The sequence below is a fragment of the Curtobacterium sp. MCSS17_011 genome (assembly GCF_003224275.1).
Taxonomy (GTDB): domain Bacteria; phylum Actinomycetota; class Actinomycetes; order Actinomycetales; family Microbacteriaceae; genus Curtobacterium.
The window spans coordinates 1-20,333 of sequence record NZ_QKLE01000007.1 but is presented as its reverse complement, the minus strand read 5'-3'; the positions used below and the strand labels follow the sequence as shown (position 1 = coordinate 20,333).

Annotated in this window: 18 protein-coding genes and 1 pseudogene; 4 read left to right on the top strand and 15 right to left on the bottom strand. The window is 72.4% G+C overall.

The genetic code is table 11. The annotated features are described in order from the left end of the window. Window positions 1-104: 104 nt before the first annotated feature. A complete protein-coding gene (locus tag DEJ17_RS07090; RefSeq protein WP_181421096.1) occupies window positions 105-2,066 on the top strand; it encodes a long-chain fatty acid--CoA ligase in 1,962 nt (653 codons plus the stop codon). Window positions 2,067-2,394: 328 nt separating this feature from the next. Here DEJ17_RS07090 and DEJ17_RS18030 read toward each other — a convergent pair whose 3' ends face one another. The 3 genes from DEJ17_RS18030 to DEJ17_RS07080 form a co-directional block, all read right to left on the bottom strand. Further along, window positions 2,395-2,526, bottom strand: coding sequence for a hypothetical protein (locus DEJ17_RS18030; RefSeq protein WP_258366694.1), 132 nt, complete (start codon window positions 2,524-2,526; stop codon window positions 2,395-2,397). 142 nt (window positions 2,527-2,668) lie between these two features. After that, window positions 2,669-3,172, bottom strand: a complete 504-nt coding sequence (locus tag DEJ17_RS07085) for a peptide deformylase (protein ID WP_110892732.1) — start codon at window positions 3,170-3,172, stop codon at window positions 2,669-2,671. Window position 3,173: 1 nt separating this feature from the next. Beyond that, entirely contained in the window at window positions 3,174-6,584 is a 3,411-nt protein-coding gene (locus DEJ17_RS07080) for a pyruvate carboxylase (protein WP_110892731.1), read from the bottom strand. A 60-nt stretch (window positions 6,585-6,644) separates the two neighbouring features. Here DEJ17_RS07080 and DEJ17_RS07075 point away from each other — a divergent pair, with 60 nt between their 5' ends. Further along, entirely contained in the window at window positions 6,645-7,457 is an 813-nt protein-coding gene (locus tag DEJ17_RS07075) for a ParA family protein (RefSeq protein ID WP_110892730.1), read from the top strand. A 684-nt stretch (window positions 7,458-8,141) separates the two neighbouring features. Here DEJ17_RS07075 and DEJ17_RS07070 read toward each other — a convergent pair. From DEJ17_RS07070 to DEJ17_RS07050, 5 genes are all read right to left on the bottom strand, one after another. Next, on the bottom strand, window positions 8,142-8,702 hold the full coding sequence (locus tag DEJ17_RS07070) for a MerR family transcriptional regulator (protein ID WP_027465231.1): 561 nt from the start codon (window positions 8,700-8,702) through the stop codon (window positions 8,142-8,144). A gap of 184 nt (window positions 8,703-8,886) precedes the next feature. Next, window positions 8,887-9,591 carry a MerR family transcriptional regulator gene (locus DEJ17_RS07065; protein ID WP_110892729.1) on the bottom strand — a complete coding sequence of 235 codons (705 nt, stop codon included), beginning with the start codon at window positions 9,589-9,591 and terminating at the stop codon, window positions 8,887-8,889. Beyond that, window positions 9,591-10,070, bottom strand: coding sequence for an FHA domain-containing protein (locus tag DEJ17_RS07060; protein WP_051596676.1), 480 nt, complete (start codon window positions 10,068-10,070; stop codon window positions 9,591-9,593). The genes DEJ17_RS07065 and DEJ17_RS07060 overlap by 1 nt, the downstream gene beginning before the upstream one ends. Window positions 10,071-10,228: 158 nt before the next feature. Beyond that, complete coding sequence (locus DEJ17_RS07055) at window positions 10,229-11,227, bottom strand: iron chelate uptake ABC transporter family permease subunit (RefSeq protein ID WP_110892728.1); 999 nt, start codon at window positions 11,225-11,227, stop codon at window positions 10,229-10,231. After that, on the bottom strand, window positions 11,224-12,258 hold the full coding sequence (locus tag DEJ17_RS07050) for an iron ABC transporter permease (protein WP_110892727.1): 1,035 nt from the start codon (window positions 12,256-12,258) through the stop codon (window positions 11,224-11,226). Before DEJ17_RS07050 ends, DEJ17_RS07055 begins: the two co-directional genes overlap by 4 nt. Before the next feature lie 159 nt (window positions 12,259-12,417). On the opposite strand from DEJ17_RS07050, the gene DEJ17_RS07045 reads away from it, so the two are divergent. Continuing rightward, window positions 12,418-13,932 (top strand): trypsin-like peptidase domain-containing protein, encoded by a 1,515-nt coding sequence (locus DEJ17_RS07045; RefSeq protein ID WP_258366693.1) that lies wholly within the window; start codon window positions 12,418-12,420, stop codon window positions 13,930-13,932. An 18-nt stretch (window positions 13,933-13,950) separates the two neighbouring features. Here DEJ17_RS07045 and DEJ17_RS07040 read toward each other — a convergent pair whose 3' ends face one another. Both DEJ17_RS07040 and DEJ17_RS07035 read right to left on the bottom strand, forming a co-directional pair. Then, window positions 13,951-15,108, bottom strand: coding sequence for a hypothetical protein (locus DEJ17_RS07040; protein ID WP_110892726.1), 1,158 nt, complete (start codon window positions 15,106-15,108; stop codon window positions 13,951-13,953). A 182-nt stretch (window positions 15,109-15,290) separates the two neighbouring features. After that, window positions 15,291-15,548, bottom strand: a complete 258-nt coding sequence (locus DEJ17_RS07035) for a hypothetical protein (protein WP_258366692.1) — start codon at window positions 15,546-15,548, stop codon at window positions 15,291-15,293. 33 nt (window positions 15,549-15,581) lie between these two features. On the opposite strand from DEJ17_RS07035, the gene DEJ17_RS07030 reads away from it, so the two are divergent. Continuing rightward, on the top strand, window positions 15,582-15,944 hold the full coding sequence (locus DEJ17_RS07030) for an RNA-binding S4 domain-containing protein (RefSeq protein WP_110892725.1): 363 nt from the start codon (window positions 15,582-15,584) through the stop codon (window positions 15,942-15,944). On the opposite strand, the gene DEJ17_RS07025 is transcribed toward DEJ17_RS07030, so the two are convergent. The 5 genes and pseudogenes from DEJ17_RS07025 to DEJ17_RS07005 all read right to left on the bottom strand — a co-directional run. Then, on the bottom strand, window positions 15,938-16,312 hold the full coding sequence (locus DEJ17_RS07025; protein ID WP_181421095.1) for a hypothetical protein: 375 nt from the start codon (window positions 16,310-16,312) through the stop codon (window positions 15,938-15,940). The two genes, DEJ17_RS07030 and DEJ17_RS07025, sit on opposite strands and share 7 nt — an antisense overlap. Further along, window positions 16,312-17,250 (bottom strand): DnaJ domain-containing protein, encoded by a 939-nt coding sequence (locus DEJ17_RS07020; protein ID WP_110892724.1) that lies wholly within the window; start codon window positions 17,248-17,250, stop codon window positions 16,312-16,314. Before DEJ17_RS07020 ends, DEJ17_RS07025 begins: the two co-directional genes overlap by 1 nt. Window positions 17,251-17,423: 173 nt before the next feature. Further along, window positions 17,424-18,530, bottom strand: coding sequence for a winged helix DNA-binding domain-containing protein (locus tag DEJ17_RS07015; RefSeq protein WP_110892723.1), 1,107 nt, complete (start codon window positions 18,528-18,530; stop codon window positions 17,424-17,426). Then, window positions 18,527-19,273 carry a phosphotransferase enzyme family protein gene (locus DEJ17_RS07010; protein ID WP_110892722.1) on the bottom strand — a complete coding sequence of 249 codons (747 nt, stop codon included), beginning with the start codon at window positions 19,271-19,273 and terminating at the stop codon, window positions 18,527-18,529. The genes DEJ17_RS07015 and DEJ17_RS07010 overlap by 4 nt, the downstream gene beginning before the upstream one ends. 123 nt (window positions 19,274-19,396) lie before the next feature. Beyond that, a pseudogene (locus DEJ17_RS07005) lies at window positions 19,397-20,299 on the bottom strand (NUDIX domain-containing protein); the annotation flags it as partial. Between the last annotated feature and the right edge of the window lie 34 nt (window positions 20,300-20,333).

Sequence of the window (20,333 nt, the reverse complement as noted above, 5' to 3'; positions counted from 1 at the left end):
GTTCACCGCGAAGTCACGGAACGCCCGGTGACGCGTCCTATGCTGGCGGTGTCGCCTCGGTGTTGAGGCGCACTCGAGTCGAACCGGCAGACAAGGGAGTCACCGTGAACGATCAGCGTCCTGCACGCAGCAGCGCCTCCACCGACACGTCGACCGCTGGCAGCGCCGCCACCGGGACCACGCCGTCGGCCGGGAACCACGTCACACCGCCGATCACCGGTCGGGTCGCCCCCGGGCACGGCGGTCAGGTCGCCCCGGACCACGGCTCGGCGGCGCGGCTCCTCGGCGACCGCGCCCGTCTGACGCCCGAGCGTCCGATCCTGGCCCAGCGCCACGGCGACACCTGGACCACCTTCACCGCGGCCCAGACGCTCGCCCGGGTGCGTGGCATCGCGAAGGGCTTCGTCGCCGCCGGTCTCGAACCGGGCGCGCACGTCGCGATCCTGTCGCGCACGCGGCTCGAGTGGACCCTGGTGGACTTCGCCGTGTGGACAGCGGGCCTGGTTTCCGTGCCCGTGTACGAGACCAGCTCCCCCGACCAGGTGCGCTGGATCCTGTCCGACTCCGGATCGGTCGCGATCGTCGTCGAGCAGGAGGAGCACGCGCGCCGCGTCGCCTCCATCGCGCCCGACCTGCCCGCCCTGGGCCAGCACTGGACGATCGACGGCGGCGGCCTCGACGACCTGACCCGGCTCGGCGAGGACGTCACCGACGACGAACTCGACGCCCGGACCGCGAACGTGCACGGCCACGACGACGCCACGATCATCTACACCTCGGGCAGCACCGGCCGACCGAAGGGCTGTGTCCTGCGGCACGACAACTTCACCGCCACGGTGGAGGGCGCGAGCGAGGCGATGCCCGAGGTCGTCGCGGACGGCGCCTCGACCCTGCTGTTCATCCCGCTGGCCCACGTCTTCGCCCGGTTCATCGCCGCGATGTCGGTGTCCGCCGGCGTCCTCGTCGGCCACGAGCCGGACACGAAGGACCTGATGCGGGCGGTGTCGACCTTCAAGCCGACGTTCCTGCTCGCGGTCCCCCGAGTGTTCGAGAAGATCTACAACTCCGCCGAGCAGAAGGCCGACCTGGGCGGCAAGGGCAGGATCTTCCGCGCTGCTGCCGACACCGCGGTCGCCCACTCCGAAGCCCTCGCAGCCGGCAGGGTGCCGTTCCTGCTCGGGCTGCAGTTCAAGCTGTTCGACCGGCTCGTGTACGCCAAGCTCCGCGACGCCCTGGGCGGGCGGGTCGAGTACGCGGTCAGCGGTTCGGCACCCCTCTCCCCGCGGCTCTCGCACTTCTTCCGCTCGATCGGGGTGCTGATCCTCGAGGGCTACGGCCTGACCGAGACCACCGCGCCGGCCACGGTCAACCGTGCCCGCGAACTCCAGATCGGGACGGTCGGACGAGCCCTGCCCGGCATCGAGGTCCGGATCGCCGACGACGGCGAGATCCTGATCCGCGGCGTCGACGTCTTCGACCGGTACTGGCGGAACGACGAAGCGACGGAGCACGCCTTCGCCGACGGCTGGTTCCGCACCGGTGACCTGGGCCGCCTCGACGCGGACGGGATCCTCACGGTCACCGGACGCGCCAAGGAGCTCATCGTCACCGCGAGCGGCAAGAACGTCGCGCCGGCACCGCTCGAGGACGGCATCCGCGAGCACCCGCTCATCGGCCAAGTCGTCGTCGTCGGCGAGGGCAAGCCGTTCGTCGCCGCGCTCGTGACGCTCGACCGCGAGATGCTTCCCGGGTGGTGTGAGTCGCGCGGGATCGCCCCGGCGCTCAGCGCGCACGAGGCCGCCTACGACGAGCGCGTGCTCTCCGCCGTGCAGGAGGCCATCGACACCGCGAACGGACGGGTCTCGCGCGCCGAGTCGGTCCGCTCGTTCACGATCCTCGACACGGACCTGACCGAGGCATCGGGGCACCTCACGCCCAAGCTGACGATCAAGCGGTCGGTGATCCTCAAGGACTTCGCCGCGGACATCGACCACATCTACTCCGGGTCGAAGGTGCAGACCACGGCGACGCCGGTCATCGAGGGTCGGCGGCGCAACCGCTCGTAGCCGCCTGGTCGTTCCGGGCGTACCGGGTCGATTCGGGCGTACCAGGTCGGTTCTTCCGACCAGGTACGCCCGATCCCGCCAGGTACACGCGGAGCCGCCCCTGGGACCGCCCAGCTGCGGGCGTACCGGGTCGTTCCGGGCGTACCGGGTCGATTCGGGCGTACCGGGTCGTTCCGGGCGTACCGGGTCGGTTCTTCCGACCAGGTACGCCCGATTCCGCAACGTACGCGCGGTTGTGGACGCAACAGGCTGGAGGCCCGGATCACGTCCGTCGGACGTGATCCGGGCCTCCAGGCCGTTCAGCGGGCGCCGGGGGCGCCTGCGGGGCTCAGGCCTCCTGCGACTGCTCCGTCGCGGGGGCGTCGAGGACGGCGGTCGAACCGGTCGTGACGGTGGTCTCGGCAGGTCGACGGTTGGTGCGGGTGCGGTGCGAGCTGAGCTCGTCGTTCTGACTGGTCATGCGGGAGTCCTGGGGGGATGGGATGGTCGTCGGTGGGAGGCCGACAGCAGCACGGTACCTCCTCGTCAGAACAAAGCGACAATCCCCCGTGGGGGTGTCACACCACTGTTCACAGCCCGCGAACCCGGGCCTGTGCAAGCGCTCAGTGGAACCAGTCCTGCGCACGGATGTCGCGCAGTGCCTGACGGCGGACCTCGGGGTCGAGCGTCATCACGTAGACGGTGCCGTCGAGGTGGTCGCACTCGTGCTGGAGCGCCTCGGCCATCAGGCCCGTGCCCTCGAGGACGACCTCGTCGCCGTCGACGTCGACACCCCGCACCTTCGCGTACGGGTACCGACGCGTCGGGTACCCGAGCCCCGGGACGGAGAGGCACCCTTCTTCCATGAGCTCGGGCTCCCCGGAGACCTCGACGATCTCCGGGTTGAGGACGTAGCCGACCTCACCGTCCACGTTGTACGAGAACGCACGGAGCCCGACGCCGATCTGGGGCGCGGCCACTCCGGCACGCCCGGGTTCCTTCACGGTGTCGATGAGGTCCTGCACGAGGTCACGGACCCCGGCGCTCCCGAGCAGTTCGGGGCGGATCGGGTCGGCCGGCGAACGGAGGACGGGGTCGCCGAACAGGCGGATGGGACGAACGGTCAATTTACTGCAGCACCACCAGGAGGTCGCCGGCGTCCACCTGCTGGGTCACCGGGATCGCGAGTCGGCCGACGGTGCCCGACACGGGCGCCGTGATGGCCGCTTCCATCTTCATCGCCTCGATGGTCGCCACCGGCGTACCGGCCTCGACGACGTCACCGACGGCGACCTTGAGCGTCACCACGCCGGAGAACGGCGCGGCCACGTGCTTGGGGTCGGACGCGTCGGCCTTCTCGGCCGCCTTCGTCTCGACCTCGACCGAACGGTCGCGGACGGCGACCGGGCGGAGCTGCCCGTTCATCGTCGCCATGACCGTGCGGACGCCCTTGGCGTCCACCTCGCCGATCGCCTCGAGCCCGACGAACAGGTCGACCCCCTTGCCGAGCGGGACGCTGTGCTCCTGCCCGGGGCGCAGCCCGTACAGGTATTCGACGGTCGGGACGACGGACAGGTCGCCGTACTGCTCCCGCACGCGCTGGAACTGCTGCGTCGGCTGCGGGAAGAGCAGGCGGTTGAGGGCCTGCTGGCGCGCGGGTCCAGGGTTCTCGAGGTGCGCGCGTTCGTCCGCGGGCACCGGGGTGACCTCGAGTCGGACGTCGCGACCGGCCAGGACCTTCGAGCGGAACGGCTCGGGCCAGCCGCCGGGCAGGTCGCCCAGCTCGCCGGCCATGAACCCGACGACGGAGTCCGGGATGTCGTACTTGTCGGGGTTCTGCTCGAAGTCGACCGGGTCGGCACCGACCGCGGCGAGCTGCAGCGCGAGGTCGCCGACGACCTTCGACGACGGCGTGACCTTGGTCGGCCGACCGAGGATCCGGTTCGCCTCGGCGTACCAGTCCTCGACCTGCTCGAACCGGTCGCCGAGACCGAGGGCGATCGCCTGCTGCCGGAGGTTCGACAGCTGACCGCCGGGGATCTCGTGCTTGTAGACACGCCCGGTCGGACCGGCGAGCCCGGACTCGAACGGGGCGTACACGCGACGGACCGACTCCCAGTAGGGCTCGAGGTCACCGACGGCATCGAGGGACAGACCGGTGTCGCGCTCGGTGTGGGCCAGTGCGGCGACCAGGGCGGACATGCTCGGCTGGCTGGTCGTGCCGGCCATGGGCGCCGCGGCCACGTCGACGGCGTCGGCCCCGGCGCGGGAGGCGGCGAGCAGCGTCGCGAGCTGGCCGCCGGCGGTGTCGTGGGTGTGCACGTGCACGGGCTGGTCGAAGCGCTCGCGCAGCGCGGTGACGAGCTTCTCGGCCGCACCGGCACGGAGCAGCCCCGCCATGTCCTTGATGCCGATGACGTGCGCGCCGGCCTCGACCATCTGCTCCGCGAGGCGGAGGTAGTAGTCGAGCGTGTAGAGGTCCTCGGCAGGGTCGAGGAGGTCGGCGGTGTAGCAGAGCGCCGCCTCGGCGACGGCCGTACCGGTCGCGAGCACGGCCTCCAGGGCGGGACGCAGCTGGCTGACGTCGTTCAGCGCGTCGAACACGCGGAAGACGTCGACGCCCGACCGAGCGGCCTCGTCGACGAAGGCGTCGGTGACCTCGGTCGGGTACGGCGTGTACCCGACGGTGTTGCGACCGCGCAGCAGCATCTGGATCGGGATGTTCGGCATCGCTTCGCGCAGCGAGGACAGGCGCTCCCAGGGGTCTTCACCGAGGAACCGGAGTGCCACGTCGTACGTGGCACCACCCCAGGCCTCGACGCTGAGCAGCTGCGGGGTGAGCCGCGCCACGTGCGGTGCGACGGCGACGAGGTCCTTCGTGCGGACCCGGGTGGCGAGGAGCGACTGGTGGGCGTCCCGCATCGTCGTCTCGGTCACGGCGAGGGCCGTCTGGGCGCGCAGGGCCCTGGACCACTCGGCCGGCCCCATCGCCAGCAGGCGGTCGCGCTGCCCCTCGGGCACCGGCGCAGTCAGGTCGGTGGCCGGGAGCTTGTCGGCCGGGTCGGTGACCAGCGGCGACCGTTCACCGTTCGGCTTGTTCACCGTGACGTCGGCGAGCCAGGTGAGCACCTTCGTGCCGCGGTCCTTCGAGACGTGTCCAGCGAAGAGCTGCGGGCGTTCCTCGATGAACTTCGTCGAGACGTCGCCGCGGGCGAAGTCCGGGTCCTCGAGCACGGCCTGCAGGAACGGGATGTTCGTGCTGACGCCGCGGATGCGGAACTCGGCGAGGGCGCGCTTGGCCCGGGACACCGCCGCAGGGAAGTCCCGGCCGCGGCACGTCATCTTCGCGAGCATCGAGTCGAAGTGCGGGCTGATCTGTGCACCGGTGGCGACCGTGCCGCCGTCGAGTCGGACGCCCGCGCCGCCGGGGCTGCGGTAGGTGCTGATCCGGCCGGTGTCCGGACGGAAGCCCTGCGTCGGGTCCTCGGTCGTGATGCGGGTCTGCAGCGCGGCGCCGTGCACGGCGACGGTGTCCTGCGACAGGCCGAGGCCGGCGAGGGTCTCCCCCGCGGCGATGCGCATCTGCGACTGCACCAGGTCGACGTCGGTGACCTCTTCGGTGACCGTGTGCTCGACCTGGATGCGCGGGTTCATCTCGATGAAGACGTGCTGCCCCTCACGCTCGCCCTCGGTGTCCAGCAGGAATTCCACGGTGCCGGCGTTCACGTACCCGATCGACCGGGCGAAGGCCACGGCGTCGCGGTGCAGTGCCTGCGCGACCGCGGGGTCGAGGTTCGGCGCCGGCGCGATCTCGACGACCTTCTGGTTGCGCCGCTGGACCGAGCAGTCCCGCTCGAACAGGTGGATCGTGCCCGCGTCGGTGCCGGTCGCGTCGGCGAGGATCTGCACCTCGATGTGGCGCGGACGGATGACGGCCTGCTCGAGGAACATCGTCGGGTCGCCGAACGCACTGTCGGCCTCGCGCATCGCCGCTTCGAGGGCGTCGCGCAGCTCGGGCTTCGTCTCCACCCGGCGCATGCCACGGCCACCACCACCGGCGACGGCCTTGGCGAAGACCGGGAACCCGATCGCGTCGGCGCCGGCGATCAGCTCGTCGATGTCGCGGCTCGCCGGGGTGCTCGCGAGGACCGGCACGCCCGCCGCGATCGCGTGCTCCTTCGCGGTCACCTTGTTGCCGGCCATCTCTAGCACGTGCTCGCCCGGACCGATGAAGGTGATGCCGTTCGCCGCCGCGGCCGCGGCGAGCTCCGGGTTCTCGGACAGGAACCCGTACCCCGGGTAGATCGCGTCCGCGCCCGACTCGCGGGCGACGCGGATGATCTCGGAGACGTCCAGGTACGCCCGGACCGGGTGTCCGCGCTCCCCGATCAGGTAGGCCTCGTCGGCCTTGAGACGGTGCAGGGAGTTGCGGTCCTCGTACGGGTAGACGGCGACCGTACGGGCCCCCAACTCGTACGCGGCACGGAACGCGCGGATGGCGATCTCGCCACGGTTCGCAACGAGAATCTTCGTGAACACGACGTCCCTTTCAGCCCGGGTTGAGGTGAGACAACCCTAGTGGCGGTAACGTTGCTCAACGTGCATGTACTCAGCGTGAGCTCCCTCAAGGGTGGTGTCGGCAAGACGACGGTGACGCTCGGCCTGACCTCGGCCGCGTTCGCCAAGGGACTGCGCACGCTGGTGGTGGATCTGGACCCGCAGTCCGACGTCTCGACGGGCCTCGACATCAACCTCGCCGGTCACCTCAACGTCGCCGACGTCCTCGAGAACCCGAAGGAGAAGATCGTCCGTCAGGCGATCGCCCCGTCGGGCTGGACGAAGGGGTCGCAGGGCAAGATCGACGTCATGGTCGGGTCGCCCTCCGCGATCAACTTCGACGGGCCGCACCCGTCGATCCGCGACATCTGGAAGCTCGAAGAGGCCCTGGCGAACGTCGAGCAGGACTACGAACTCGTCCTCATCGACTGCGCGCCGTCGCTGAACGCCCTGACCCGCACCGCGTGGGCCGCGTCCGACCGTGTCACGGTCGTCACCGAGCCCGGCCTGTTCTCCGTCGCCGCCGCCGACCGTGCGCTGCGCGCCATCGAGGAGATCCGCCGCGGACTCTCCCCCCGCCTGCAGCCCCTCGGCATCATCGTGAACCGTGCCCGTGTGCAGTCGCTGGAGCACCAGTTCCGCATCAAGGAGCTCCGGGACATGTTCGGCCCGCTCGTGCTCTCCCCGCAGCTGCCGGAGCGCACGTCGCTGCAGCAGGCGCAGGGTGCCGCGAAGCCGCTGCACGTCTGGCCCGGCGAGTCCGCGCAGGAGATGGCGAAGAACTTCGACCAGCTGCTCGAGCGCATCATGCGTACCGGCAAGATCGGCCCGTACGCCGACGGGGGCGCCGCGTAGGTCGGTGCGCTCGCCGCTCGCCTTGAGCCGCTTGCCGAGTGGTCACGAACTGTCGCCCGGCTCCGGCGCAGACGACAGCTCGTGACACCTCGGCGACGCGCACACGACGGTTCGTGACCACACGGCGACTGCCCGGAGGCCCGCCTCTCGTCCGGCAGACACGCCGGGGTCCGGCACGCCGAGCGGTCACAACATGCCGCTCACGTCCCCCGAGTGGTCACCAACCGTCGGCCGACGGCCGCGCCGGCGACAGTTCGTGACCACTCGGCGACGCGCACACGACGGTTCGTGGCCACGCACCGACCGCCGGGACACCCACGCCGCGCCCCGGCGGACACGTCCGGCTCCGGCCCGCCCAGCGGTCACAACACACCGCTCACGTCCCCCGAGTGGTCACCAACCGTCGGCCGGCGGCGTCGCAGGCGACAGTTCCTGACCACCTGGCGAGACGCAGGCGACGGGCCACGACCACGCGGCGACTGCCGGGAGGCACACCCCAGCCCCGCTCGATACGCCCGGCTCCGGCACACCGAGCGGTCACAACACACCGCTCACGTCCCCCGAGTGGTCACCAACCGTCGGTCGGGAACGTCGCATCCGACAGTTCGTGACCACTCGGCGACGCGCACACGACGGTTCGTGACCATCCGGTGCGAGAGCCGCACGGACCGACAGAGAACGACGTCAGGAAGCGCGGGAAGCGCGACGAGCGGCGAGCTCGTCGGAAGGGTCGGCTGCAGCGGTGGCATCGAGCTCGACCAGGGAGCTCTCGACCTCGCGCAGGACCTTGCCGACGGCGATGCCGAAGACACCTTGGCCGCGGGACACGAGGTCGATGACCTCGTCGTCGGAGGTGCACAGGTACACCGAGGCACCGTCGGACATCAGCGTGGTCTGTGCCAGGTCGGAGACGCCGGACTCACGGAGCTGGTTGACCGCGGTGCGGATCTGCTGCAGCGAGATGCCGGTGTCCAGCAGGCGCTTCACGAGCTTGAGCACGAGGATGTCGCGGAACCCGTACAGGCGCTGCGACCCGGAGCCGGCGGCCCCGCGGATCGTCGGCTGCACGAGCTCGGTGCGGGCCCAGTAGTCGAGCTGGCGGTACGAGATGCCGGCTGCTCGTGCGGCGACGGTGCCGCGGTAGCCGTTCTGCTCGTCGTGCTCGGGCAGACCATCGGTGAAGAGCAGCCCGAGGTCGTACCGGGTCACATCAGACTCGGTGCCAGGGGTGTCGTTCCCACTCATGAGCTTGCCTTCCACGACGATCGAGCTCCCACCCGAAGCTTCAACGACGGGTTGAGAGTTGTTCCGAGGTCCACGGTAGCGACTCCGACCGCTCCCGCGCGGGACATCCGACCCGGCGCGTCCGGCGTGTCGAGGATACGCCTCGGCCACTGACACACAAGCCCCGTCCGAGCGTCGGAGCGTGTCATGCGTCGAGACGACCGATGGCCTGGCGGATGAGGTTGGACCGGATGATCTCGAGGTGCCCGGCGATCTCACGCGCGAGCTCGGTGGCCTTCGCCCGCGAAGTGGCGTCTCCCCGGCGCGAGACCGGCATGAGGGCTGACTCGATGAGACCGGCCTCGCGTTCGGCGGTACTGCGCAGCGTGCGGAGATGTCGCGGCTCGATGCCGGTGCGCTGCAGTTCGACCAGGGCCTTCAGCACGGAGACGCCGTCGTCGCCGTAGGTGTCGGTGGCCGGAAGCAACGAGGCCGAGACCGCATCGGCGAGGAGCATCGGCGAGGCGCCGGCCGCCCGGACGGTCTCGTCACGGGTGTAGCGGCGCTCACGCCCGAGGATCGACGGTTTCGGTGCGTCTCCGCCGCCGGGCAGGACGGGTTCGCGCCCGGCATCGAGATCGGCCAGGTAGTCCTTGATGACCTTGAGCGGCAGGTAGTGGTCACGCTGCAACCCGAGGATCACACGGAGCCGCTCGACGTCGGCGGCGGAGAACTTGCGGTAGCCGCTTGCCGTGCGGATCGGGGTGACGAGCTCGCGCTCTTCCAGGAACCGCAGCTTGGAGCTCGACAGGTCCGCGAACTCCGGCTTGAGGCGCGCGAGGACCTGCCCGATCGTGAGCAGGTCCGGTGCTGCGGACCCCGCCCGGGCCGCAGCGGACCGTGCGGCCACTACGCGTTCGCCAGGCGCGCCAGGTCGACCCGAGATGCGTAGAACGTCAGGCGGAACTTGCCGACCTGGACCTCGGCCCCGTCGGTGAGCAGCGCTTCGTCGATGCGGACACCGTCGAAGTACGTGCCGTTCAGGGAGCCGTTGTCCTTGACGCTGAAGCTCGTGCCGTGGCGCAGGAACTGCGCGTGCTTGCGCGACACGGTGACGTCGTCGAGGAAGATGTCGGCGTCGGGGTGTCGACCGGCCGTCGTGACGTCGGAGTCGAGGAGGAACCGCGCACCCACGTTGGGGCCGCGGCGGACCACGAGCAACGCCGACCCGGAGGGCAGGGCGTTGACGGCTTCACGTTCTTCGGTCGAGACACCGGACTCGGCGGTGAGCGCCGCTCCCATGTCCATGCTGAAGGTCAGCGTGGTGTCGACCAGCCGCTGCTCCGGGGTCTTCTGACCGCCCGGCTGCGGGACCACTGGATCTGGCATCGGTGGACCTCCTCCTCTTGGCCCACCAGCGTATCGGAAACGAACCCCCGAGCGGCAGCCCCGTTCTGGGACTGTGGAGGGACTTCCGCGATCCGCGAACGCGCGACCCGGAGTCAGCGGGCTCAGCGACACGACGTCAGCGACCCCGCACCCGGTCGTCACCGACCCCGCGCGAGCAGCCAGAGCAGGTACGGCGCACCGACGACGCCCGTCACGACTCCCACCGGCAGCGCGTTGCCGGGGATCGCGAACTGGGCGAGCAGGTCACTGCCGAGCGTGATCGCGGCACCGACGGCTGCGGCAGGCGCGAGGGCGACGCGTCCGCCACCGACCAGGCGTCGGGCGATCGGCGCGGCCATCAGCGCCACGAACGAGACCGGCCCCGCGGTGGCGACGGCTGCGGCGGTCAGGCACACCGCGGTGAGGAGCAGGAGCACCTTCGCCCGGTCTGGCCGGAGTCCGAGCGCGGCGGCAACCTCGTCGCCGAGGCTCAGCACCTGCAGGCGGGCGGACTGCAGCACCGCGAGCACGCCGAGCACGACGAACGCGACGCCGAGCACCCCGACCAGGTCGCGGTCGACCGCGTTCAGGCTGCCGGAGAGCCAGAGCAGCGCGGTGCCGGCCTGGGTGACGGTGCCGCTCGTGAGCATCCAGCCGGTGATGCTCAGGCAGATCGCCGCGACGCCGATGCCGACGAGGACGACCCGGTTGCCGGTGATCCCCCGCCGCCAGGCGAGCGCGGCGATGACGATCGAGACCACCACCGCACCGACGAGGACGACCGAGAAGAGGGTGCCACCGCTGGCACCGAACAGAACGATGGCGGTGAGTCCGGCGGCACTGGCCCCCGAGGTGATGCCGATGACGTCGGGGCTCGCGATCGGGTTCCGCACGACGCTCTGCACGATCGCGCCGGCGACACCGAGGCTGGCGCCGACGAGCACGGCACCGAGCACGCGCGGTCCGCGGAGCTGCCCGATGACGAAGTCCGAGATCCGGTCCCCCTGCCCGAACAGGGCGGCGAGCACCTGCCCCGGGGTGAGCGGGATCGACCCGGCGCCGAGCCCGACCAGGACGAGCACCACGATGACCAGGACCACGGCGACGAGCACCGCGACCTCGCGGCGCAACCCGACGGAGCCGAACAGCTGCCTCACAGTCCCCGCACCACCCTCGACCGCACGAGCGCGATGAACACCGGTGCCCCGATGAGGGCGGTGACGATGCCGACCTGCAGCTCCCCCGGGTACGCCACGACGCGGCCGATCACGTCGGCGACGAGCAGCAGAGCTGGGGCGACGATCGCGGACAGCAGGATGGTCCAGCGGTGGTCGGGGCCGCTCAGACGACGGACCGAGTGCGGGACGGCGAGCCCGACGAACGCGATCGGACCGGCGGCGGCCACCGCGGACCCGGCGAGCAGCACGGCGACCAGACCGCCCACGGCGCGGACGAGCACGACCCGCTGCCCGAGCGACGCCGCGAGTTCGTCCCCGAGGGCAAGGGTGTTGAGCGACCGACCGAGCCCGAACGCGATCACCAGCCCGACGAGCACCGGCGCCGTGATGATCCCCGCCGTGCCGAGGTCCTTGCCGGCGAGTGCCCCGACCTGCCAGAACCGCAGCTGGTCGAGCAGGCTCTGGTCGGTCACGAGCACCGCGGTGGTGACCGACGACAGGGCCGCCGCGACCACGGCTCCGGCGAGGGCGAGCCCGACGGGGGAGAGTCCGCGCCGTGCGACGGCGGCGATCCCGTACACGAGCAGGGCGGCGAGGGCGGCCCCGACGAACGCGAACGGCAGGTACGCGGCCGTGCCGCTCACCCCGAAGAGTGCGATCCCGGCGACCACCGCGAGGGTGGCGCCGGAGTTGATGCCGAGGATGCTCGGGTCGGCGAGCGGGTTCCGTGTCACGCCCTGCATGACCGCCCCGGCGACGCCGAGCGCGGCTCCGGCGAGCAGTCCGACGACGGTACGGGGCACGCGGTTGCCGAGCACGATCAGCCCGACCTCGTCGGTCCGTCCGGGGTGCAGCACGGTGTCCAGGACGGTGCCGAGCGGGATCGGCCGCGAGCCGTACGCGATCGACAGCGCACACGCCACGGCGAGGACGACGACCGCCAGCACGGTCGCGCCGACGAGTCGGGTGACGGAGCTGGGGGCCGGGGGCGGGGACGTCGACGGAGGCATGGAAGTAAGGCCACCCTAACGCCGGAACACCGTTCGGCGTCCCCCGAGCAAGCCCGGAGTGTGCGCAGGGTTCGTTCATAGGCTCGTCATGGGGAAGCGCCCTGTACTGGTCTCCATCGACGCCCGACCGGGCCGTCGAGGGACGACCGGAGAGCACCGATGAACGAGACCCCGAACCCCGCAGCCGCCGACCACGACGAGAACGGCACCCCCGCCGCGCAGCAGCAGGCACCCGGGACGCACTGGGAGGCGCCGCACGCCGACCCGGCCTCCCTGCGCCCAGCGTACGCATTCGACGGCTCCGGTCCCTACCTCTACGGTCCGGACGGCTCCGGCCCCTACGCGTACACCCCGGACGGCCGCGGTCCCTACCTGATCGGCAGCCCCGCCCTCGCCGGCGCCAACCACGCGTGGGCCTACTCGGCGGCGACCGCGAACCACCCCGGTACGACGAAGCGCCCGCGCCGGCTCGGGCTGATGATCGGCTCCGGTATCGCCGCACTCGCCATCGTCGGTGCGGCCGGCGGCACCGCCCTCGGCCTGTCCTCGCAGGGGACGACCACGACGTCGAGCCAGTCGCAGGGCACCACGACGCTGCCCGACACCGACACCGACACCGGCACCGGGTCCGGCTCCGGCACCGACGGCACCGGCAGCAGCGACGGCACGAACGGCTTCACGGTGCCCGGCGACGGCAGCGGCAGCGGCACCGGCACCGGCACCGGCGGCAGCACTGGGACGAGCACCCAGTCCCCCGCCACCGCGGCGACGAGTGCCCAGAAGAAGGGCGTCGTGACGATCAACACCGTCCTGAACTACGACGAGTCGTCGCAGGCGGCCGGCACCGGCATGGTCCTGACCTCCGACGGGACGATCCTGACGAACAACCACGTGATCCAGGGCGCGACGAGCATCACCGTCACCGACGAGACCACCGGCAAGGAGTACAAGGCCGAGGTGGTCGGGGCCGACGCCACGAACGACGTCGCCGTGTTGAAGCTCGAGGGCGCCTCCGGGCTGTCCACCGTCACGCTGGACGACGACGGCGAGCCCTCGACCGGTGACACCGTGACCGACGTCGGCAACGCGGAGGGCACCGGCAACCTCGTCGCCGCCGAGGGCACCGTCACCGCGACCGACCAGGACATCCAGGTGCAGAGCGAGTCCGGCACCGGCACCGAGTCCCTGACCGGGCTCATCGAGATCTCCGCCGACATCGTCTCCGGTGACTCCGGCGGCCCGGTGGTGGACAGCGAGGGCGAGGTCGTCGGCATGGCCACGGCAGCGTCCTCGGGCACGGCCGACGTCACCGGCTACGCCATCCCGATCACCACCGCGAAGACGATCGCCGAGAAGATCCTCGCCGGGGAGTCGTCGAGCACGATCACCATCGGGCTGCCCGCGTTCCTCGGGGTCGAGGTCAGCAACACCACCGGCACCACGGGCGGCGTCGCCGTCGCCGGCACCGTCGAGGGCTCCGGAGCCGCGAGCGCCGGACTCGCCGCCGGCGACACGATCACGAGCATCGACGGCACGGCCGTGACGAGCTCGGACCAGCTGACCGAGGTCGTGCAGTCGCACTCGGTGGGCGACGAGGTGAGCGTCCGCTACACCGACAGCACCGGCGCCGCCGAGACCGTCACGGTCACGCTGACCGCCGGCCCCGCCGCGTAGCGGGAGAACCGGGCGCGCTCAGCCCAGCAGCGCCCGCACCACCGACCGGTAGACATTGGCCGGGGAGTCCGTCCGGAAGGCGGTCTCCCCGGCCTTCGTCGTCCCCACGCGGGCGAACCCGTGCCCGTCGGCCCGCACGATCGTGATCGGCTTCGGCTTGCCCGGGCGACGCAGGTACGACACGGTCCACGGCGCGGCCCAGAACCGCGCGAGGCGCGGATCCGCCTCGGCGAGGGTCTCGGGCAGGTCCGGTGCGTCCGGACCGCCGGCCAGCTTGCGGCCGAGCAGGTGCCCTGGAAGCGACCCCGTGCGGAACGGGAAGGTCCACGTCGGAGCGATGCCGAGCCTCCCGGCCAGCAGCGCGACGGCCCGGTCCGGCGTGACGGACGCAACCACCGCACCAGCCGCGTCGGTCCCGTCGACCACGGTCTGCGACCAGGCCTGGAGGCGTGACTCGCCCCCGTCTGGCAGGTGCTGTTCCAGCGTGACCGGCTGGGCATCGCCCTGCCAGGGTTCGAGGAGGGTCTGGGTCGACTCCGGCAGCGTGCCGAGCCGGCCGACGAGGCCCGCCTCGATGAGTTCGCGGCCCGCCGCGGTGCGGAGGAGCGTGGGGTTCCACCGGCGTCCGGCGAGGCTCTGCAGGGTGCCGATCGCGTCCGTGCTGAGCCGGGGACCCTCGAGCGGTGTCGTCGGGGCGGGGGCCGGCAGGGGTTCGAGGTCGCGCTCGGGGCGGACCGGAACGGTCTCGGTGGCGCGGACGCTCTCGAGGACGGCAAGCACGAGGTCGTCGGTCTGGATCAACTTGGCGAGCGGGCGTTCGATCGTCAGGTCGACGCGGTGCCGTCCGGTGACGAAGAGCAGGTGGGTGCCGGCGACGTCGCCGTGCTCGTCGGGTCGGACGTACTCGACCAGCCGGGCCGGGGCGCCGGCGGTGGTCCACGGGTCGCAGCCGACGAGCAGCAGGCCCTCGACCGAGCCGGGCAGGCGTTCGAGCAGCCCGGTGTTCTCGTCGCCGATCGCGCGGTCGCTGGGCCGGGACCGGACGGTGAGGACGACGTCGTCGCCGGTGACGCGCAGGTCCGCCTGGGCTGAGTCCTCGCGGCGCCAGGAGTCCGGGCGGCGGAGGGTGAGGCGGGCGGTGCGGTCCTCGGTGCCGAGCGGGACGGGGACTGCCATGGGATGAGCGTATGTCGGGAGCGGGGCGCGGGGGCCTGCGGCTCGCCGGGGTGGCTCGCACCGTGCGAGGTGCTGGGCGAGTGGTGCGAGGTGCTGGGCGAGTGGTGCGAGGTTCCGTCCTCCGTGCGACCCACGAGCGGTCGCACGGAGGACGGAACCTCGCACCAGACGAGCCGAGCATGTCAGCGCCGCGCAGGCCGCGCGGGTGGGGGCGGCGGGACGGGCTTCGCGGCGACGACGTCGGCGAGCCGGACCTCGACCGGGCCGCGGCGGGTCGCGATCGTCACGGCGTCGGGCGTCCGGGCGACCAGGTCACCGAGGGCGTCCTGCGCGCCGTCACCGTGGTGCGCCCGGACCGCCAGGCGGTCCCCGATCGCGGCGTCGTGCAGCACCCCGAGGGCACGGGCCCGGGCGATCGCCGCCTGTTCGTCCGCATGCACCGCCCCAGGGTACGGGCCGCCTAGAGTGTCGGCATGGAGAAGGTCCGGGTCGACAGCTGGATCTGGGCCGTCCGGATCACCAAGACCCGGTCGGCCGCGACCGCCGCGTGCAAGGCCGGTCACGTCCGGGTGAACGGGGAGCGCGCGAAGCCGGCGCAGCCGATCGGCCCCGGTGACGAGGTGCGGGTGCGCCAGAACGGCTTCGACCGGATCGTCATGGTGACCGGCATCATCCTGAAGCGGACGAGCGCCTCCGAGGCCGCGAAGCACTTCGAGGACAAGACCCCGCCGCGGTTGTCGAAGGAAGAGGCCGGGTTCGTCCCGATGCGCGATCGCGGCGCCGGACGGCCGAGCAAGCGGGAGCGCCGCGACCTCGAGAAGCTCCGCGGCTACTGACGCTTCGGCTTGCCGTAGGGGTCGATGACGACTTCGAACTCGGTCTCGCCGTCCCACTCGACGGTGACCGGCTGCCCGGTCCAGCGGGCCTCGAGGTGACCGTCGTCGTCCTCGTCGGAGCCGCACAGGGCCGAACCGCTCGGCACCCGCTCGATTGCCACCCGTCCGTCACGGCCGACCGCGTACAGCTCGACGACCCGTCCACGGATCGACTGCGTCCGCGCCGAGTCGTGTCGGACCTCGCCGAACCGCCGTGCTCCGTCCGCGGAGACGACCCAGTACTCCACGACGTCCCCGATCTCCACGGCCAGGCCACAGCACTCGTGCTCCCAGCCGCCGATCTCGACCACGACGTGCGACGCGGACATCAGACGAAGCGGACGGTCTGCTGCAGGCGGTCGCGGATCTCGAACACGTCGACGGAGCCCGCCGGCGACCAGACGCCGTTCAGCACCTGGGCGAGCGCGCTCCGGCGGACGACGAGCGCGGTGGGCTTCTTCGGGGAGCCGACGAGCTGCACGTCCTCGGTGACGGCGGCGTCCGGCACGACGAGCAGCCTCCCGGAGAACCGCACCCGGGTCTGCTTCTGCACGGCACGGGCGGCGCGGACGAGTTCCTTGACGGGTCGCTCCCCCGGCGCGAGCGTCTCGCCGACGATCTCGCCGTGCTCGACGCGGACCGGGGCACCCCAGTCGATGGACTCGACGGCCCAGAGCCCGCTCGGGGTCAGGACGGCGTGGTCGAGCTTGCCCTCGGCCCCTGCGTCGAGGTCGTGCCACACCGTGACGCCGATCCCCATGTCGGAGACGATCGAGGCGGTGGCCTCTTCGGCCAGGGCCTCGGCGAGCAGCCGCCGGATGTGCCGGGGTGCGGAGCGGATGAGCGTGGGGTCGTAGGGGTCCTCGATGGGGTCGCCGAGGCCGACCCACTCCCGCTCGGCCTGCAGGAAGACCTCGCGCGACCGACCGCCGGGGTGTCCGTGGGACCGGGCCCGGGGGCGGGTGTCGCGACGCGCTGCCGGGGGTGCGTAGGCGTCGCGACCGGTGTCACCCCTGCCGGCGGTCGCCCCGGACGGACCGGACGCGCCGTACGCGCGGGACCCGACGTCGTACGCGCGCCGGGCTGCCGGCGTCCCGATGCGCTCCCATGCGAGCTGGACCTGCCGGAAGCGCTGGGCGTCGCCGCCGAGGTCGGGGTGGGTCTCGCGGGCCGCCCGCCGGTAGGCGCGGCGGAGCGCGTCGTCGTCGGCGGTCGCGGGGACGCCGAGGACTTCGTAGGGGGTGGCGTCGGCCGGGCTGTCGGTCATGGCCCTGCGACATTACCGGAGGCAGTGTCGAAGTCCGCCGCATGGTTGCTGGGTACGGTCTGGGCCCACGCCGCCGATTCCGCACCGACGCGCCAGCGGCGGGGCGGCCGTGCCGGTGGGGAGAGGGTCGGGGCGGCCGGGCAGCCTCGGCACGCGGGCCGCAGGTGGTCGCGTCAGACCACCGTGGTCGCGACGGGCGCGCCGAGGAACGCCGCGTACCGCGCGGCCGCCGCCTCGAGTGCACGAACGGACGACGCGTCGAGGGCACCGAAGGGTGTGATGGTGACGAGGTGCCCGGCCCGGCGCTCGGTGCGCTTCCACGTGCCGACGACGCGACCCCGGACGACGGCCATCGGCAGGAACATGCCGTTGACCCCGGGGACGACCCGGTCGGCGTGGGCGGGGTCGAGCTGCGCGGACCGGTCAGCGTACCCGAGCAGGTACTCGTCGAACCCGGGGAGCAGGTGCCCGACGGGGATGCGGGCGGGCGCCGGGCGGGCGGCCGCAGGGCCGTCGGCTGCCGGCCGGTCGGCCAGGGCGAGGAGTCCGTCGCCGAGGTCCTCGACGGCGTCCCCCGCCGCGGCCCGGGCTCGGCGGAGGTCACCGAGCGGCAGCCTCGTCCAGCTCGCGGCGTCGGCCTCGGTCGCGGGGCCACGGCCACGCAGGTACCCGAGCAGGACCCGGCGGAGGGCTTCGTCGCGGTCCGGCAGCTCACCGGTGGCGGGTGCCCACTCGTCGAGCAGCACGAGCCCCTGCCCGACGCGGGCGGTGGGGCCCCAGGCGACGAGGCCCTCCTGCGCGAGCTGCAGGACCAGGTGGTACCCGCGCCCTCCGGCCGGGTCGATGCCCGCAGCGCGGTACGCCGCGAACAGGTCGTCCCGGACCAGCGCGCGACCACCGACGAGGGCCGCGACCGTCGTGTCACGGGCCCGGCCGAGCAGGGCGTCGTCGATGCCGAGCTCGGTGGCGCGCCGGGCGATCGTGCGGAGTGTCCGTTCGGCGGTGAGCGAGAGCAGCAGGCGCAGGTCGTCGGGCCGCAGGGCGTGCAGGGTCCCCCGCATCGGCCACGAGCGGACGAGTTCCCCGCGGTCGAAAGCCTCGCGGACGTCCTCCCGCGTCGATCCGGGAGCGCGGACCCCGATGGCCCAGAGCACCTGGCCGAGGTCCTGCCCCTGCACCGCCAGCATCCGCTCGACGACCTCGGTGGGGCGCAGCCCGGGCGCCGCGATGCCCTGCGCCGCGAACCGCGCCGTGCGGAGCCGCGCGGGGCTGGTGGTCACGCGACGGCGGCGGTGACGGCGTCGGCGTGCTGCTCCAGGTAGGCGACGTCGGCGCGGTACAGGTCGGCGTGGCCGTGCTGCAGGTCGCTCACGAACTTCGGGTTGCCGGCGGCGGCCTCGTGCTCGATCGTCGTGACGAGGGCGACGAGGGACGCGATCATCGTCTCGGCGAGGACGCTGCGGGAGCGGTCGTCGAGGGCGTACGCACGGCAGAACTCGGCGGCCCGTTCGAGCCGCCCGTCGAGGTCGGGGGTCGTCGTCCCTTCCACCACGCCGGTGGTGAACGGTGCGAACCGGTAGACGGCACTCGCGACGTCCCAGACGCGGGGCCCGGGGTGTGCGGTGTCGAAGTCGATCAGGCCGACGGCGGCGATGCCGTCGTAGACGCAGTTGTAGGGGGCGAAGTCGCCGTGCACGATCGTCTCGACCGGGGCGCGGTCGGCCTGGGACCAGAGGTCGTCGGTGGCGCTGCGCGGGTAGCTGGCGGCGGCGTCGTGGAACTGGCGGAGCAGGCGGGCGCTGGTGACGAGGGCGGCCTCGCTGGCGATGTCCTCGGTCCAGGGGTACTCGCCGGCGACGCCGGGGACGAACGAGACCGTCTCGAGGGTGTCGCCGAGGGCGATCGGTTCGGGGGCGGCGACGAACCCCTGCTCGTGCAGGTGGGCGAGCAGCCGGTGCACCGTGGGGGTCCACGGCCCGGCGGGGCGGTGGACTCGGTCGTCGGCCCTGGTGATGCGCTCCAAGGGGAACCTCCTGCGTGTTGCGTCTCCGTTGACGTCAGGGCCAGCGTACCGGCAGCGACCGACGGCCGCCCGGCGACCATCCGGAACACGGCGGTCCCGCGCAGGGGCGCGCGACCGCGGCGACTAGAGCTGGTCGCGCAACCAGGACGGCCCGTGGGCGGTCGCGCCGAGGGCTTCGACCCGCTCGCGGAGCTCGCGGTCCGCCGTCACGACGACGACCGGTCCGTCACCGGCCTGCACCGCGGCCCGCGCGGCCTCGACGATCGCGTCGTCACCGGACGCCGGGGCGCGGACGACGTCGACGGAACCGACACCGACGCCGGTACTGGTACCGGTGCCGACTTCGTCTCCGGCGTCGCGGTCGGCGGCGGCGCGCGCCGCACCCTCGAGCACCACGGTCCACCGCGGCCACCACCGTGCGAACGGCAGGTCGAGCAACGATGCGGCGACCCCGCCCGCGGCGAGCGCCGACACCTGCGCCAACAGGCGCGATGCGGCGCCGGCTCGGTCCTTCCACCAGCCGTCCGGCACACTGCCGACGACGTTCGCCGCGTCGACGACGACGTGCGGCGTGGTCGCGACCGTGGCGCGGAGCGCCGGCCACGACCTGCCGAAGCCGGGGTGCAGGGGCAGGTCGTCGACCTGGTCGATCGGGATCCACGACAGGGCGAGGCTCTCGCGGTCGGCGATGACGGGTTCGAAGGGCCGGGAGGCGCGCCCCACGACGGTCGTGTAGGTCCAGAAGCCCAGGTCGAGCAGCGCCGTGTGGCGCAGGGCGATCGCGTCGTCGGGGACGCCGGCTTCTTCGGCGGACTCGCGGAGCGCGGCGGTCACCGCTGCTTCGCCCTGGTGGCGTGCCCCGCCGGGGATGCCCCAGGTGCCGCCGTGGTGGCTCCACTCGACCCGGTGCTGCAGGAGCACGCGCCCGGCACCGTCGTCGACGAGCAGGCCGGCGGCACCGAAGCGTCCCCACGCCTTCGTGCCGTCGGGGCCGACCGCCCAGGCGTCGCCGGGGTCGCGGGGGCCGGGTGCTGTCTCTTATACACATCTGACGCTGCCC

What these genes read in the sequence shown, in the direction of transcription:
- DEJ17_RS07060 (WP_051596676.1), bottom strand. Translation starts at nt 10,070, where the DNA reads ATGCCAGATCCAGTGGTCCCGCAGCCGGGCGGTCAGAAGACCCCGGAG.
- DEJ17_RS18030 (WP_258366694.1), bottom strand. Translation starts at nt 2,526, where the DNA reads ATGACCAGTCAGAACGACGAGCTCAGCTCGCACCGCACCCGCACCAAC.
- DEJ17_RS07045 (WP_258366693.1), top strand. Translation starts at nt 12,418, where the DNA reads ATGAACGAGACCCCGAACCCCGCAGCCGCCGACCACGACGAGAACGGC.
- DEJ17_RS07025 (WP_181421095.1), bottom strand. Translation starts at nt 16,312, where the DNA reads ATGTCCGCGTCGCACGTCGTGGTCGAGATCGGCGGCTGGGAGCACGAG.
- DEJ17_RS07040 (WP_110892726.1), bottom strand. Translation starts at nt 15,108, where the DNA reads ATGGCAGTCCCCGTCCCGCTCGGCACCGAGGACCGCACCGCCCGCCTC.
- DEJ17_RS07050 (WP_110892727.1), bottom strand. Translation starts at nt 12,258, where the DNA reads ATGCCTCCGTCGACGTCCCCGCCCCCGGCCCCCAGCTCCGTCACCCGA.
- DEJ17_RS07020 (WP_110892724.1), bottom strand. Translation starts at nt 17,250, where the DNA reads ATGACCGACAGCCCGGCCGACGCCACCCCCTACGAAGTCCTCGGCGTC.
- DEJ17_RS07030 (WP_110892725.1), top strand. Translation starts at nt 15,582, where the DNA reads ATGGAGAAGGTCCGGGTCGACAGCTGGATCTGGGCCGTCCGGATCACC.
- DEJ17_RS07070 (WP_027465231.1), bottom strand. Translation starts at nt 8,702, where the DNA reads ATGAGTGGGAACGACACCCCTGGCACCGAGTCTGATGTGACCCGGTAC.